A 15366-nucleotide genomic window follows, 5' to 3' on the forward strand; every position below is an offset into this window, starting at 1 on the left:
GTTGTCAGATCTGTTTCATTGCGCGACCGGATTCATGCGCCTCAATTCCAGTATGGCAGCGCTGTGATCGAGGTCGCCGCCGCCATGGTCCACCAGACTGCGGAAAATGCGGTCGACTTCTGTTGCGACCGGCAGGTGTAGCCCGAGCGATCCAGCAAGCTCCAAAGCTGTACCGGTGTCCTTGACCTGGTATTTCGCCGGACCGCCAGGTTCGAAATCGCTTTCGATCATCCGTCGACCGTGTTGGCGGAACACAGTCGAGTCAGCGAAGCCGCCTGAAAGGGCCTCTCGCACTCTTGCTGGGCTGGCGCCACCCCTTTCGGCTAGAAGCAAGGCCTCGGCGACCGCGCATATATTGCTTGCGACGATGAGCTGATTGGCGAGCTTGGCCAGTGAGCCCGACCCCGCCGGCCCGACATGCGTGACACGGCCGAGATGGGTCAGGACGGGTATCAACTCGTGGACCGTCGCTTCAGCGCCGCCCGCCATGATGGCGAGCGTACCCTCCCGAGCGCCCGTCTCACCGCCTGACACCGGAGCATCGACATAACGGATGCCTTTTTGCTTCGCCTGCGCCGCCTGGTCTTGAGCTGTGGCGACAGGAATGGAGCTCATCACGACCAGAGTGGTGCTGGGCACCATCGCTGCGACAACACCACCTTTGCCAAACAGGACCTCGTCGCAAACCGGTCCGGAACTCAGCATGCAGATGACGATATCGGCATCGCGCGCAACCTCGTCCGCGGACGATGCAGTTGAAACGCCATAGGGGGCAAGTGCCTCGGATTTGGCCGAACTGCGGTTCCAGGCCATCACGGGAAATTCGGCCTCGGCCAGCCGGCGAGCCATATGGCCACCCATGATGCCTGTGCCTACGAAACCGATACGTTGAGAATGTTTGCTCATGCCAGCGCCTCCCAACGCCAGGATGTAGTCTTTCCTAGAGGGGCTCCCTTGCCGCAAAGCGGACTTGGCTTTCCTCGACGCCAAGCGATTGCATTGCAGCTTGAAACCGCTTCAGATGCGGCGTCTGCAAGTGCACCTCGAACGCGTCCCGGTCGTCGTAGACCTCGTAGAAGAGAACCACGTTGTCCTTGTCTTCCGGGCACACGACGTCAAATTGCTGGCATCCTGGCTCGTCTGCCAAGGAGCGTTTCGCGTCGTCCATGGCGGCCTCCAAGAAGGCCGCCATGACGTCCGGTTCCACGCGGAACTCGGGGATCACAACGAAATGTGGTGTCTTTTCGCGCTCGCCCATGATCGCTCCTCCCACGAGCCGATCTCAAGCCGCAGCGCTTGCCTTGGGGCGGAACTGTTCCTCCATGTCGCGGCGAACCTTGACGACATCGAGGTCGTTCACCAGTTCCACGTCGTCAAAGCTGACGATCTGGTCTTTCTTGACCGGCCGCTTCAGCTTGACATTGTGAGCCAGGCCGATTGGCAGCGCGGCGAGATCGAGGCTGCGCGTAGCCGGAATGGCGTTCGCCCAGACTGCGTAGCCGCCTTCGCCGTCGAGCATTTCGCCCGGCTGCATGTCCTTCTTGGCTGTCGCAACGGCATCGCCGCGGAATTCCCGCGAGCAACCGGTCGGTTCGTTGCGCAGCGCAGCCGATAGCACGCTGACCGAAGTCTCGAGCCCGATGATGTGGAATGGCCGCCACATAGAGGCGTACCAGCCGGAGGGGTCGGTCAGCAGGCCGTATTGCTTGAAACAGGCGCGAGAATATTCATTGTGCGCCTTGAACGTCACGAACACGCCATAGCGGATGTTGTTGAACACCTCGCGGCCATCAGGCTCCTGACTGGCGGCAATGTCCACCAGGCCCGAGCGCGCCATCCGGCCGCCGTCGGCTGCGGGACGGAAGACCTTGGCAAGGTCGTGGAGACCAGCTGGCGGGAAGGCGAGGCCGTCATCGGGGCAGTCCAGGCCAGTGCCGTTGGCGACTGCGGCCATCTCGATCGCTGCCTTGGTGCCATCGGTGAACGAGTTGTACATTTTTGGGTTGAAGTCACCCTTGGCAACTTCTTCCTCAGTCCAGCCGAAGAAACTCCAAACGGTGTCCGGCGTCGAATAGCGGTAGCGCGGCTCAAAGTTCATGCCCTTGCCGGCGGCAGTCACTTCGAAGCCTGTGGCGCGAGCCCAGTCAACCAATTCGCAAATCAGAGCAGGCTGATCGCCATAGGCCATGGAGTAGATGACGCCCTTCTGACGGGCCTTCTCCGCCAGGATCGGGCCAACCATGACATCGGCCTCGACATTGACCATGATGACGTGCTTGCCCGCTTCAATGGCTGCCAGTGCGTGACGGGTTCCCGCGATCGGGTGACCTGTAGCCTCAATCACGCATTCGATCTCATCGCAAGCAAGCAGCGCCGCCACGTCGTCAGTGACGAAGGTTGTACCTGTCTTCACCGCTTCGCCTGCGCTTTTTGCCCGATAGCGCTCTTCTGGCCAGCCGACACGCTGCATCGACTCCCGTGCCTTGACGACGTTGAGATCAGCTACGGCAACCATATGGTATCCGGCAATGCGCTGCGCCTGGGAAAGCACCATAGAGCCGAACTTGCCGGCACCGATCAATCCGACGCGGACTGGACGTCCACGATCCGCACGCGCTGCAAGGAGTGTGTAGAGGTTCATTGCGATATCCTTCGCACGATCAATTCAAATCAAAATCACGCCACCTGAAACCAACGCGCAGAAGGTCGGTTCGCCAGCGGCTGGGCTGGCGAGGCTGAACGATGCATCGCATCTTTTCGAGAACTTCAGAGACCTCCTCCGCCCGGCTCCTCTTCCGGCGGGCCGACACTCGTCGTGTGCAGCAGCTCATTCGTAAGCGAGTAGAGATATTAGCGCAATTTAGAAGTCGGGCTCAATTGTTTAGCGGTGCTAAACGATCATGGCGCGGCAGCACCAGTATCTTGAGGGGGGGGAGTCTTTGCCACCTGCTCGTCGGTTGCGGACTATCCGGGGATTAAGGCGCGCTCTTCACGCAGCCAGTCTAGGAAGAGGCGGACCTTCTTCTGTCGCAAGTGATCACGCGGACACACGATCCACTGTGTGACGATCCGGACCGGCGGAGGTTCGGCGATCGGGCAGACCAGCGAGCCCTGGCGCAACTCGCGCTCCATCATCATCGTGCTTTCGAGCGCTATCCCCATTCCGTCGACGGCAGCGTCGATGGCCATGTGGCTGCGATCGAACAGGACTCGGCGCCATCCTTGCACGGGTTGCACGCCTGTCAGCTTGAACCAGGTCGTCCACTGAGCCTGCGACTTCACCGAGTGGATAAGGCGGAACCTTGTCAGTTCCTCGGGCCCGAGACTTCCGGCCGCCGCGATTTTTGGCGAACAAGCGGGCAAGAATGTCTCCTCGGCCATGCCTTCGACAAACAAACCAGGCCAGCGCCCATCGCCATGACGGATCTCCAGGTCGACGAGTTCGCGGTTGAAATCAGTTGGTTCGTTCGTCCCGTCCAGGCGAATGTCGAGTGTCGGGTTTCGGTCAAGGAAGGCACCGAGTCTTGGCAGCAGCCACTTGTTGGCGAGCGTCGGCGTAGCCCGCACGGTGAGGGTCGTCACGGACCTGTAGCCGCGTATGGTGCCGGTTGCTTCCTCGATCCTTTCGATCTCGTCGGTGATCTTGGCATAGTACAACTCGCCAGCCTCGGTCAGTACCACTCGACGTCCCAGCTTGGTGAGTAGAGAGACCCCGAGTTGAACCTCGAGCGACTGGATCTGCTGGGTGACGGCGGAAGGAGTGACGCCGAGTTCCTCTGCTGCGCGCGAGATGCTTCCAGCCCGCGCCGCCGCATGGAAAACCCAAATCGCTCGCACAGGAAGCTGCACACTATCCATCCTGAAGCATCGACACACCAAGGCGATATCCAGATTCACCGAACTTGGCGAGATGGTTCATGCAGCTAAGGTCGCCGGCTGGTGCTACCGCGCCTCTGAGGGTCAGTGTTCTAGCCCCGCTGGAACAAAGACGCGCTCCGGTTGCCGCAACCATTCGTCATATTTCGAACTTCCGATAATTTGGGGACTTCGACACCAATGCCAAACTGGTTCGTGGGTGACGGTACTTTTTCGTGCAAGTCGTTTGATTCTAGGGGCTGACTGGCGAGCAAAAATCGGCGATTGATGTCGACAGACGCCGAAGTATTCACATTATAATTTTTCGGCAAATCCTCAATGAAATCAACAGCGTAAGATATTGACGGCTCATGGGTCGGCATTCGGTGCTGAAAATAAGAAAAAACCCAGCTAGATCAACAACCTAGCTGGGTCAAAAACAATTGAGTGGGAGTGAGCGTGCAAACGGCGGCGACAGCGTAGTTTCGGCGGCGAATTCCGCCGTCGCGCATTGGCGTTCTCCATCTCTGCCTTGCTGGTTCGATCTGCGCCCATTTTCGAGATGATGTAAAGTCGCCTTCATGGGCGGGAGTGCCCTGGAGTAGAGTAGCGTGCGCAAAGACGGGTCTGCTTTGCGCCCATATCGGTCGTTCCGAACCTGTCGGCGATTTCCCGAAAGCTGTCATTCAGCGTCGATGGCGTTCATAATCGGGCCCCTTCCGAGTGGTCCACACTATGATAGTCGATGGACACTCGGTGGGGGCAGATCAGTCGGCGTCGGCCAAGATCGGATCGACCATATCTTCCCTCGCTAAGCCAGAGAGAGCCTAGCCCCCTCAGGTTGCACGGGGACTCCTCGTCAGCCGAATACGGTCGTATGCCGAAGAGGCTTTTCCCAACACGGCGATGGTGAGCGACGAGGGCGGACCGTCGGTTCCATCTACATAGCCAGTGGGCTAGAACTGACCTTATGGTGGACGCCAAATACTCCTTCGGTTTGTTTGTTCTTGACCCGCTGACCGGCATCCTGACGCGGGATGGCGAGCCCCTATCCATAGGGCAACGCGGTACGGCGTTGCTTGCTGCTCTAATCGAGGCGCGCGGCGAGCCGGTCTCCAAGGATACATTATTTGAGCGCGGCTGGCCGGGTCTGACGGTCGAAGAAGCCAACCTTTCAGTCCAGATTGCAGCACTTCGCAAGGTTCTGGGCCGCACCGAGAACGGAGCGGAATGGATCGCGACGGTTCCTCGGTTCGGCTACCGCTTCCTGCGAACGCTCGCTCGCGGTGACGACCACCATTCGGAACCGATACGCCCTGTCATTGCAGTGCTCCCTTTTAGAGACCCATCTGGAGCCGGCGATTCAGCTTATTTGGCGGAGGGAGTCGTCGAGGGAATCGTCGCTGCCTTGTCCCGCTTCCGAGGCCTCTCCGTCACACCCTCACTCACATCCGCTGCGGCTTTGGCACACAGCTCCTCGCCGGGGGACATCGCTGCGACGCTCGGCGTCCGGTATCTCCTCCAAGGCTCCGTACTTCGTTCGGGCGAACGGGTTCGTGTCAGTGCACATTTGCTCGATGCGCTCGACGCCACTCAGCTCTGGGCTGAGCGCTTCGAGGGGGTCGTTGCCGACCTCTTTGACCTTGAAGACCGGGTCACCGAGGCGATCGTAGGGCTGGTCGAACCCGCCATCAGTCGAGCGGAAATCGAGCGTGCTCGGCGAAAGCGACCGGAGAGTCTTGATGCCTATGACCTATACCTGCGAGCACTTCCGCTCTTTCGAACCGTTGAGCCGACGGCGCGAGCCGAGGCAATTCGCTTGCTTGAAGAATGTGTGAGGCTCGATCCAGACTTTGCTGCCGGCTTGGCGCAAGCGGCCTGGGCGTATGAGCGACAAGACACATTTGGAACAGGCATGAGCGACACTGAACGAAGACGTTCGCTCGAACTTGCCGAACGTGCCGCCGAAGTGGGACATGATGATCCGCAAGTCGTCGCCATTGCGGCGTTGATCCTCCTTATCCTCGGAGGTCAGCGTGAGCGCTGCCTTGCAATGCTTGCGGAGGCTCGCCTCGCCAACCCTAATAACCCAACTGTGTTGTCGCTCTTTGCCTTCTGCAATGTGCTGGCCGGTGACCTGGAACTGGGAAGGCAAACGTTCTTGAAGGCGTGTGAGATTTCTCCTGCGGCGCTGGTAAACTACGAAATCCTCCTCGGCATCAGCTACTCCCACATTTTCAGCAAGGAGTTTGAGGCGGCTATCGAATGGGCGCTTAGGAGCATCACAGCCAATGGGGAGTGGCTGGCGTCTTGGTACACCTTGGCGGCTGCATACGGGCACCTTGGCCAAGTTGAGAAAGCCAAACAAGCAGTCGAAAGACTTTTGGCCCTCGCTCCCTGGCTGACCATGTCGCATTTCGAAAGGCTAAATCGGCGCCCCTATCATGAGCGCTATCATATTCTTGCCGAAGGGCTTCGCAGGGCAGGCCTGCCGGACTGAGCTCGTGGATTTTCGAGAGATTTTGGCGGTCTTTTGGGACACAAACCGCCAGATGAGCCGAGACTGCCGCTGTCGCTGATCGACAGGAGGTGGCTATGTCCCAAGTCATTGGAATATCTAGTAGTTCGTTCTCGCACGCCGTATCTCGGCTTCTCGGTGCAGTTGGGCACATAATGCCCAAGTGGCGGCCTCCAGTCCAAACCGAGCTCCCTTCGACCGAGCTCCTTTCGACAATGACCACAGCCGAATGGGCTGATCTTCCAACCTGGCATCCCGCATCCCCTGAGGATTAGGGGCGGGCTCGAGTATCGGACGCGCATTAGTGGACTCTCACTCCCGACTACCCGAGCAACTGTCGAAAATCATGGACGGCTGGGGAAGAGGGCTGGCGTTGTCGGCCGATGGCGTCAGCGGTCAGCCATGATCAGACACGTTGCGCCGTTCAAAGCAGCAAGCTTTGTTCTCACGACCGGAAGGCGTGAGGGGCAGCTGGCCACACTATGAAGAAAGGCCAGGAACATGATGCCACGCTCCACGCGCTGCGTTAGCGCTTTCAGGCTCGAAAAGCTCAGCGTGTACTATTCGGATCGCCTAGCTCCTTCGGCCACCTGTCAGATGCTCGTAACGCGGCGTAGCATCAGTCATGTTCTCCTAGGGATTGGGGGGGCCACATGGGCGTGGCGCGGTTTCGGGCCGGAGACGCAATGGGGAGCCTTGTAGGCTCAGTTGTGGTTGCGATAGCCCTCTTTCCAGCGATCCATCAGGCGCAAGCCCACGAAGCTGGTACGGGTTGGACCTACCCTCCAGAATGCTGCAAGGGTGATGCTCTCAGCGGCGAATGCCAGAGGATACCTAACCGATCAGTCGAGAAAGGACCTCGCGGCTTCTTGGTCGCGCTTGGCCGCGGTGATCACCCGCGTGTGATGTGGCCGGAGTTGTTCTTGATCCCTTGCGGTGACGAGTTGCCGTCCGGCGACAGCAATTTTCACATCTGCCTCCATTCCATGGGGGGCGTCGTCTACTGCTTCTTCGCGCCTCCAGACGGTGCCTGATATGACCGCGTATCTCGCTGCCCATCTGGGAGCAATGCTTGCCGCGTCGGCGCTTTGTACACCGCAGGCAAATGCTGCTGACGTTGATGCGGCGATTGTATTCGCGGTCGACGTCTCAGCATCCATCGATCCTGCCACCGCCAACCTGCAACGCGAAGGCCATGCCGCAGCAATCTCCTCGCCTGAGGTCGTCGCAGCTATTGCCCGCAACCGAACCGGTTGCATCGCATTAACCTATTTCGAATGGGCAAGTTCCGGGCATGCTCGTTCGGTGGTGCCGTGGACAAGCGTCTGCGGGCTTGAGGATGCGCAAGCCGTGGCATCGATCATCCGCGAGGAAGGCGATAGAGGCCTCGGCTGTGAATACGAGTGCGCGACCTCCATTTCCTTCGCCATCGATTTGGCCTGCCTTCTGCTTGACAGGTACGTTGGATCAGCCGCCAGCAAGATCATCGACATCTCGGCCAATGGCACCAACAACGACGGCTTGCCCGTTGAAGTGAGCCGACGGCAGGCTATTGCCAAGGGGTACACAATCAACGCAATTGCCATTCCCGAGATGATACGTAGCGTTGTGTACGATCTCACCGAATACTTCGCTGACAATGTCATTGGCGGTCCGCAGGCATTCGTAATGGCGCTGAAGGACCCTGGCGACTATGCCGCGGCTCTCCGGCGGAAATTGGTGACTGAAATTAGCATGACCGTTGACCCACAATTTCCGTCAGAGGCGGATGAGCGGTCTTCGTCGTTGTGTCGCAATTGCTGATTGCGGTCACGGGTTAAACAGATCCGAGCGGCAGAATGTCGAGCGCGAGTACGGAAGGACGGCTGAGCTGCACGCCCTATGGGCGTGACAACGAACGGCCGATTAATGAGACTTGATGCTCGATCGTGGCAAATGCATTGGCAGGTCAAGGCGACTAATAGTCATTGAACCAGAATGATGACTGACGCCGCGTGATCGTCCCCACCGAGGGTAGGGGAAAATGTGCCGTCATGACTATGTGGCTGCTGTCTGCGCACGCCTCAAGAAATGCCCATCGGGTCCGACGAGCTTGGTCGGGGTCGGCGTCGTAGCGAAAATTCCAGTCCGGGTGGATACATTGCATCGGCCAATGCATGATATCGCCTGAAAACACGGCCTCCACTCCAAGAGACCTTATCCTGATGGCCACGTGCCCAGCGGTATGGCCGGGCGTTGGCTGCAGCCACACCTCGTCGTCAAGTGCATGATCCATCTCAACAAGATGGGCTTGACCCGCTTCAATGATTGGCAGCACATTTTCGTCGTAGGTCCGTTCCTCCGGGTCACCAGACGCTGCTAGGACAGCCTCAAATTCGCGTCGTGCGATGATGTAGCGCGCATTCGGAAATGTCGGAACCCAACGCCCGTCCACCAGTCGCGTATTCCACCCGCAATGGTCGGCATGAAGATGGGTGCAAAGTACAAAGTCGATCTGTTCCGGCGCCACTCCGGCTATCGCCAATCGGTCTAGAAAGGAGCCGTCATTGCGGTCATGCCAATGCGCAAAGTCTTTGCATGACTTGTTGTTGCCAACGCAACCATCAACGAGAATGGTGTGGTGCCTGGTACGAACCAGATAGCTCTGAATGGGAAGAATAATTCGCCCTGTCGCAGGAGATATCGATCGCGGCAATAGCCAATGAAGATGGGGCTTGATTGCTTCGACAGTGCTGTCGGGGAACCATTCCGACGGTGTCCGCAGCGGCTCACACATTTCCAGAATTCTGGTTACCTGGACATCTCCAATTCGCCACTCATCCATCGATTCGGCCTTTCTTCGGACGAACGCAGCTTGTGGCAGTGCGAAGCGCAACCTGCCTCGAAGAACGATCTCAGAAATCTATGGCGGCAGCAATGACACAGCGGTACCAAGGTTCATCTCGTCCGGTGCGCAGAACAATTCGAACGGTTAGTCTTTACCCAGGGGCCACAAAAGGACATCGACCTCGCAGCGACGCCCTGACACGGCGTGACCGGCTGTTGGAGGCTTCAGAAGTGGATTCGCGATATGCTCGTCTTCACCGCGCAGGTCGATCTCGTTCCGTGGGGGCTACTTTCTGGCTAGTTCGTTCCAAAACCGGACTGACTGCTTCCGGCCCCAGATGAGCCGCGGAAAATCATTTCCCGCATTGGAAGCAGATGTGCCAAGGTTAGCGAATTAGGGGCCGAAATCGGACCGGCGGCTTCTGGAGATTGTATTCAAGAAAGCAGAACAAGCGCGAGTTTCAAGCAGCTAAAGCGCCTTCATTCGCACCTGACGCGGACTCTTCCCATATTTGCGGGTAAAGCGATGACTGAAGTAGCCGGGATCGTTGAAACCGTTCGCGAATGCTATGTCCTGTATCGTCTGGCTGCGCTGATTTAGGCGTTGGAGAGTGCGGTAGCAGCGATCGAGACGCTCGTTTTCGATCCATTTATGAAGTGTCGTTCCTGTGGCGCTGAAAAGCTTGTGCAGGTAGCGAACAGAAATACCCGCCTTTGCCGCAACGAAAGAAACCGAAAGCTCCGGATCCGAGAGATTGACTAGCACGATGCTGCGAATGCGGCGGATGAGATGATCGTGGGATTGCGTGAGGTCATTGCCGCGCGATGAATCGTCATTGGGCTCGGAATCGGCTATGAGGTCGAGAATGGCGGCGGCCAGCGAGTATCCCGCTTGCGGGCCGATACCTGCGCGATCGGCAGCGAGCGAGCCAAGTATCTGGGAGGCGAGGCCGCTGGCACCGCTTTCCCCACGGAATACATGTCCGCACAGCCTGTCGGTACTCAGCCCCCGTTGGACGAACTCGTTGCGCGGAAACCGGACGACGACCCGCCGAACTGGACCATCGAACTCGACAGAATAGGGCAGAGTGGCGTCAACGATGGTGAAGTCCCCGGGCATCAGCCGGACATCGCGGCCTATGTGGCGGGTTACACCGCTCCCGTCTATCTGCAATGCCAGCAGATAATCCTTGCCATTGTCCCGCCCGATATTGGCAAGGCTCCGTTCGATGACAACGGATTCGCAGTCGACGAACGAACAGTCGAGGAAACCAACCCGGCTCTTTCGAATCTTGGCGTGGTAGGCGTCGGTTTCGGACCGATGCGCCGACAAATCCGCGATCTGGCAGATCGCCTGCTGGAAACTCGTAAATCGGGCGGTCGGATCGACCGCATCGGTGGATAGGACAGTAATCATCGGCACCAACAACCCTGGATACGTTACCGCAGCGATTGGTCTCTCACAAGCCCGCAGCGCTACCCATGGGAGTGCACAAACGCAGCATTTGTCGTGCACGATTGCACCAAGACATTTGTCCGCGCCGACGCTCTACTAAGGCCAGGCAGTGGTGATCACAACCACGCATTGGGGAACAACGGGATGAACGGTACTTCACGGAAAATGACAGGAGTCGCGCTGATTGCGTTCGCATTGGCCGCGACCACCGCATTGCCGGCCTCGGCCGTAGATCAGGGCGCCATCGATTTCGCCAAGAAGGTTGTCGATCAGGCCACCAACACGGTGATGTCGCGCGACCCGCTCGGTGCGGGCTCGTCGCGCTGGACCGGCGCCGAGACATCACCGAAACCCGTGAAGGACGCGACGATCGCGGTTGTTCCATGTCCTCTCGCACTCTCGGTCTGCCAGACCGCTCTTGCCGACGCCACAGCCGCCGCCGAAGCCATAGGGTGGAAAGTCATACCAATAGATTCGAAAGGCGATCCCGCCGTCACTCAAAAAGCCGTCGAGGCGGCAATCAACCGCGATGTGAGTTGCGTGCTTACCATCGGCTCACCTTCGCGAGATATCCGCGCCCAGATCCTGCGCGGGAAGGAAAAGGGGATTGCCTTCGTGACGGGCTTCGCCGACGACCCGAGGGAGTTTGGCGGCGACATCGGCTTCGGCATTGATCAGACCGCAGCGGGCAAGCTTCTTGCGGCTTATGTGGTTGCCAATGGTGGCGGCAACGTCGTCATGTTTACCGCCCCCGCCTTTCCGCAACTGGGGGAGCGGCTCCAGGGGTTCAAGGATTATCTCGCAGAACATGGCGGCGACGTCGCCAAGGTCGTGGAAGAAGTGGAGTTCAATGTCGGCGCGGGCGCTTCCGACCTGATCACCAAGACACAGGCGCTGCTGACCAAGCATCCAAAGGATAGCATCCAGTGGGTGCTGGGGCCGTATGACGAATCGCTCGTTCCGGTGCTCGCAACCGCGCGGCAACGTGACCGGACCGAGATCAAGGCGTTGGGCTTCGACGGCGAACCTGTCGCGCTGGCCTCGATCGTTTCCGGCGGCAGTCAGGTCGCGACGATCAGCTGGGGCCTGGAATGGGTGGCCTGGGCCGGTATCGACGAATGCAATCGCGCCATCAACAAGGCCGAGGTCGGCGTGAACAAGGACTTCCCGCTTCAACTGACCATCCAGTCGAATGCCGCGCCGGGCAAGCGGTACGATCCGGGCTTCGATTTCAAGGTGAAGTTCCGTGAGATCTGGGCGGCGGCTGAGTAGCCTGCGGAACAGACGCGTCAGGGCCTTCGCGGCGGACATGCAGTCCGCCGCCGGCTTCATTCGCTCGCGGAGCAAGCATCGATATGTCCCTTCTCCAGTTCTCCAATATCTCGAAGACCTTCGGTGAGACCCGTGCACTGAAGGGAGTGGATTTCGATGTGCGCGAGGGCGAAATCCACGCGCTGGTCGGTGAGAATGGCGCGGGGAAATCGACTCTCATCCGGATACTCGCGGGAGATTTCCCACCTGATGCGGGTTCTATGATGCTGGCCGGAAATCCGCTGCGGCTCCTGCATCCCAGCGATGCGCTGGCCGCAGGGATCGGCTTCGTCCATCAGCGGCCGCCCTTCATTGCCGATCTTTCAATTACCGAGAACTTTCTCATAGGCCTTCCATATCAACATCGTCGGGCCGGCCTGATCGACTGGAAAGCCCAGCATCGCGAGTGTGAGGCAAGCCTGGCATCGCTGGGACTGTCCGTCGATCCACGGACGGCTCTCGCCTCGCTGAGCGCGCATCAACGCCAGATGGTGGCATTGGGAAGGGCGTTGCTCCGCAAGCCCAGACTCCTGGTGCTCGACGAGATCACGGCGTCCCTGTCCGAACCGGAGGTCCGCACCCTTCTCGACACCATCCACAAACTGAGGAAGCGGGGCGTCAGCGTCATCTATGTCAGCCATCGCCTTGAAGAGGTCTTCCGGATCGCCGATCGCGTGACCGTGTTGCGCGACGGTCGGCGCATATCGACGACGCGGCTTGACGAGATGACCGAGGCCGGACTGGTGCACGACATCGTCGGCTCCGACATGCAGGACCTGTTTGCGCGCGAAGACGGACCGGTCGGCCAGAAACGGGAAACGCTGGTTTCAGTTCAGGGGCTCTGCGACAAGAGACTTACCGACATAAGCTTTGACATTGCCAAGGGCGAGATCGTCGGGATAGCCGGCCTTGGAGGCTCGGGCCGGTCGCGCATACTGCGGATGATTGCGGGCGCATCACCGCGAACTGCCGGCGATGTCCTTCTTGACGGCAGGCCTGCCGCAATCGGCTCGGTGCGGCAGGCGTTGCAGGAGGGCATTGCCCTCGTGACGGAAGAGCGCAGCCATGACGGTTTCGTCGAAACGCTGCCTATCTGGCAGAACGTATCCCTGCCTTGGGGAAACCGTTTTCGAACAAGGGGCTTTTTGAACCTTCGCGTCGAGCAGCGCAAAACCGAGGAAGCGACGCGACGGTTCTCTGTACGGATGCCCTCGATAAACGCCTCGATGCTGGCTCTATCCGGCGGAAACCAACAGAAGGTGATCTTCGCGCGATGGGTGCTGGGTCCGGTTCGCCTGCTCCTGCTCGACGAGCCGACGCATGGCGTCGATATCGGCTCGAAGACCCAGATCTATGGCGCCATTCGCGAGCTTGCCCATGAAGGGCGCGGCATTCTGGTGGTGTCTTCCGAACTGGAGGAACTGCAAGCCCTGTGCGATCGAGTCCTTCTCCTGAAGGACGGGACGATCATCGACGAACTAAGGGGCGCCGATATTTCCAAGGATGCGATGCTGCATCGCCTCCTGTCTTCCTCTGACAGCACAAAGGTCGCCGTATGACGATTCCGGAAACCACTGACACACCGCCCAACACATCGGCGCGCTCGTCATGGATTGGCAGTTTTGACACCGCATCCGCGACACCCGTAATTTTCCTCGTGCTGCTGATCTTGGGCTTTTCGATCGCCGAACCTGCCTATTTTCCCACGCGCGAAAATTTCGTGACGATCCTCAACGACGGAGCGCTGCTCGCCCTCCTCGCGTGCGGCCTGACGTTGGTCCTGATCGTCGGCGAATTCGATCTTTCCATCGCTGCGACCGCTTCCTTGGCGGGCGCGCTTGCAACTGTCCTGATCACGCAGCTCGGATGGCCGGTCCCGACAGCGTTCCTTGTGGTTCTCGCCAGCGCACTGATCATTGGAGCCTTCAACGGCGTCCTCGTAACGGTGCTCGAAATCCCGGCCCTGGTTGCGACAATCGGCACGGCAAGCCTGCTTGACGGCGCGACCCTCTGGGTGACCGGCAATTCGGTTATTTTCATGGGCTTCACCGACGCTTTCGTATGGTACGGTTCCTGGCGCATCGCCGGGTTGCAGGCGCCCTTCTTCTATCTCCTGGTTTTGGCAATACTGATCGCCATAGCGCTGCGCTATACGGTGACAGGGCGTCATCTATACGCGACAGGCGGCAATCGGGCGGCCAGCCGTATGGCCGGAATTCGTGTCAACCGAAACGTACTTCTCGCGTTCGTTGCCTGCGCCGTCCTGGCGAGCATCACCGGCTTCATGTACACCGCCAGGCAGGGTTCGCTTACCCCTCTGTTCGGCACGTCCATGATGCTCCCGACCTATGCCGCGGCATTCCTTGGGTACGTAACCCTTGCCAACCGGCGCTTCCACATCCTCGGCACGGTAATCGGCGTTTATATCATCGGGACCGGAACGCTCGGCCTGCTTCTGATCGGCGCTCCGGCCTACTCGCAGCAACTGTTCGCGGGAGCCGTGCTTATCGCTGCGACCGGTGGCTCACGCGTCCGCAACCTGCTGCACAAGTGAAGTCAGTCATGCCTGGTCTCGCTACAATCGAAACGAGTTTCGTCGGGTCATCGCCCCGGATAGCGGTGGAGAGCGTCGGCAAGGGAGAGCTTGTCGTCTTCATGCACGGCATCGGCGGCAACCGGCGAAACTGGCGTGACAATCTGCCGGTTTTCGGAGAGCATTTCCGCGCCGTCGCCTGGGACGCCAGGGGTTATGGCGACAGCGACGACTACGAAGCGTCGTTGCGGTTCAGGGATTTTGCCGACGACCTGGCCAGAGTCCTCGATCATTTTGGCGAGGAGCGCGCGCATATCATCGGGCTGTCGATGGGGGGGCGCATCGCTATGGATTTCGCTCATTCCTACCCTCACAGGCTTAGTACGATTACCTTGTGCGCGACCAACACTGGTTTTTCCCGCTTCACGCCGGAGGCCCGAGCGGAATTCATCCGGTCCCGCAAAGAACCGCTGATGAGTGGCAAGGAACCAGCCGATATCGCCGAACCCGTAGCGCGATCGCTGCTGGGACCGAAGGCGTCCGAGGCGGCGTTGGCGCAACTCGTAGACAGCATGTCGAGACTGCACAAGCACAGCTACATAAAGAGCATCGAGGCGCTGGTGAATCTCGACACTCATGCGGGCCTCGACCACATGACCGTGCCCGTCCATGTGATGTGCGGGGCGGACGATCCGCTCACCCCGCTCTCCATGTCCAAGGAGATCGCGCAGCTTATTGCGGATGCGACGCTGACCGTGGTGCCGGATGCCGGCCATCTTCTCAACATCGAGAATCCGGTCGCTTTCAACAATGCCGCGCTGAACTTCCTGCTTCGCCACAAGCAGACATAAAGGTCGGCCAGATCCA

General features: G+C 59.3%; 12 protein-coding genes. 6 read left to right on the plus strand and 6 right to left on the minus strand.

Annotated features, from left to right (window positions below; translation table 11 throughout):
- Window positions 1-15: 15 nt before the first annotated feature.
- The 4 genes from ACSQ3E_RS06000 to ACSQ3E_RS06015 form a co-directional block, all read right to left on the minus strand.
- Complete coding sequence (locus ACSQ3E_RS06000; RefSeq protein WP_310323428.1) at window positions 16-906, minus strand: NAD(P)-dependent oxidoreductase; 891 nt, start codon at window positions 904-906, stop codon at window positions 16-18.
- A gap of 34 nt (window positions 907-940) precedes the next feature.
- The gene (locus ACSQ3E_RS06005; protein WP_310322899.1) at window positions 941-1258 is read right to left on the minus strand and encodes a putative quinol monooxygenase; all 318 of its coding nucleotides are present in this window, start codon (window positions 1256-1258) and stop codon (window positions 941-943) included.
- Between the two features lie 24 nt (window positions 1259-1282).
- A complete protein-coding gene (locus tag ACSQ3E_RS06010) occupies window positions 1283-2641 on the minus strand; it encodes an NAD(P)H-dependent oxidoreductase (RefSeq protein WP_310322901.1) in 1359 nt (452 codons plus the stop codon).
- A 323-nt stretch (window positions 2642-2964) separates the two neighbouring features.
- Window positions 2965-3849: a LysR substrate-binding domain-containing protein gene (locus ACSQ3E_RS06015; RefSeq protein WP_310322902.1), complete on the minus strand. Its 885-nt coding sequence runs from the start codon at window positions 3847-3849 to the stop codon at window positions 2965-2967.
- Between the two features lie 976 nt (window positions 3850-4825).
- On the opposite strand from ACSQ3E_RS06015, the gene ACSQ3E_RS06020 reads away from it, so the two are divergent.
- Window positions 4826-6355 carry a winged helix-turn-helix domain-containing protein gene (locus ACSQ3E_RS06020; protein ID WP_436121989.1) on the plus strand — a complete coding sequence of 510 codons (1530 nt, stop codon included), beginning with the start codon at window positions 4826-4828 and terminating at the stop codon, window positions 6353-6355.
- 1053 nt (window positions 6356-7408) lie between these two features.
- The gene (locus ACSQ3E_RS06025; protein WP_436121990.1) at window positions 7409-8176 is read left to right on the plus strand and encodes a DUF1194 domain-containing protein; all 768 of its coding nucleotides are present in this window, start codon (window positions 7409-7411) and stop codon (window positions 8174-8176) included.
- A 154-nt stretch (window positions 8177-8330) separates the two neighbouring features.
- Here ACSQ3E_RS06025 and ACSQ3E_RS06030 read toward each other — a convergent pair whose 3' ends face one another.
- Complete coding sequence (locus tag ACSQ3E_RS06030) at window positions 8331-9248, minus strand: MBL fold metallo-hydrolase (protein ID WP_436121991.1); 918 nt, start codon at window positions 9246-9248, stop codon at window positions 8331-8333.
- A gap of 420 nt (window positions 9249-9668) precedes the next feature.
- Window positions 9669-10616: a helix-turn-helix domain-containing protein gene (locus ACSQ3E_RS06035; RefSeq protein ID WP_436122478.1), complete on the minus strand. Its 948-nt coding sequence runs from the start codon at window positions 10614-10616 to the stop codon at window positions 9669-9671.
- 183 nt (window positions 10617-10799) lie between these two features.
- On the opposite strand from ACSQ3E_RS06035, the gene ACSQ3E_RS06040 reads away from it, so the two are divergent.
- The 4 genes from ACSQ3E_RS06040 to ACSQ3E_RS06055 all read left to right on the plus strand — a co-directional run bounded on the left by ACSQ3E_RS06040 (window position 10800) and on the right by ACSQ3E_RS06055 (window position 15350).
- Complete coding sequence (locus ACSQ3E_RS06040) at window positions 10800-11927, plus strand: sugar ABC transporter substrate-binding protein (RefSeq protein WP_436121992.1); 1128 nt, start codon at window positions 10800-10802, stop codon at window positions 11925-11927.
- Window positions 11928-12010: 83 nt separating this feature from the next.
- The gene (locus ACSQ3E_RS06045; protein WP_436121993.1) at window positions 12011-13525 is read left to right on the plus strand and encodes a sugar ABC transporter ATP-binding protein; all 1515 of its coding nucleotides are present in this window, start codon (window positions 12011-12013) and stop codon (window positions 13523-13525) included.
- On the plus strand, window positions 13522-14520 hold the full coding sequence (locus tag ACSQ3E_RS06050; protein WP_436121994.1) for an ABC transporter permease: 999 nt from the start codon (window positions 13522-13524) through the stop codon (window positions 14518-14520). Before ACSQ3E_RS06045 ends, ACSQ3E_RS06050 begins: the two co-directional genes overlap by 4 nt.
- A gap of 8 nt (window positions 14521-14528) precedes the next feature.
- Window positions 14529-15350, plus strand: coding sequence for an alpha/beta fold hydrolase (locus tag ACSQ3E_RS06055; RefSeq protein WP_436121995.1), 822 nt, complete (start codon window positions 14529-14531; stop codon window positions 15348-15350).
- Window positions 15351-15366 lie beyond the last annotated feature (16 nt).

It is taken from the genome of Aminobacter sp. LjRoot7 (genome assembly GCF_964252895.1).
Classification (GTDB): domain Bacteria; phylum Pseudomonadota; class Alphaproteobacteria; order Rhizobiales; family Rhizobiaceae; genus Aminobacter; species Aminobacter aminovorans_B.

Coding starts and splice junctions, on each gene's coding strand:
- ACSQ3E_RS06000 (WP_310323428.1), bottom strand. CDS start 906: ATGAGCAAACATTCTCAACGTATCGGTTTCGTAGGCACAGGCATCATG.
- ACSQ3E_RS06005 (WP_310322899.1), bottom strand. CDS start 1,258: ATGGGCGAGCGCGAAAAGACACCACATTTCGTTGTGATCCCCGAGTTC.
- ACSQ3E_RS06010 (WP_310322901.1), bottom strand. CDS start 2,641: ATGAACCTCTACACACTCCTTGCAGCGCGTGCGGATCGTGGACGTCCA.
- ACSQ3E_RS06020 (WP_436121989.1), top strand. CDS start 4,826: ATGGTGGACGCCAAATACTCCTTCGGTTTGTTTGTTCTTGACCCGCTG.
- ACSQ3E_RS06025 (WP_436121990.1), top strand. CDS start 7,409: ATGACCGCGTATCTCGCTGCCCATCTGGGAGCAATGCTTGCCGCGTCG.
- ACSQ3E_RS06035 (WP_436122478.1), bottom strand. CDS start 10,616: ATGATTACTGTCCTATCCACCGATGCGGTCGATCCGACCGCCCGATTT.
- ACSQ3E_RS06040 (WP_436121992.1), top strand. CDS start 10,800: ATGAACGGTACTTCACGGAAAATGACAGGAGTCGCGCTGATTGCGTTC.
- ACSQ3E_RS06045 (WP_436121993.1), top strand. CDS start 12,011: ATGTCCCTTCTCCAGTTCTCCAATATCTCGAAGACCTTCGGTGAGACC.
- ACSQ3E_RS06050 (WP_436121994.1), top strand. CDS start 13,522: ATGACGATTCCGGAAACCACTGACACACCGCCCAACACATCGGCGCGC.
- ACSQ3E_RS06055 (WP_436121995.1), top strand. CDS start 14,529: ATGCCTGGTCTCGCTACAATCGAAACGAGTTTCGTCGGGTCATCGCCC.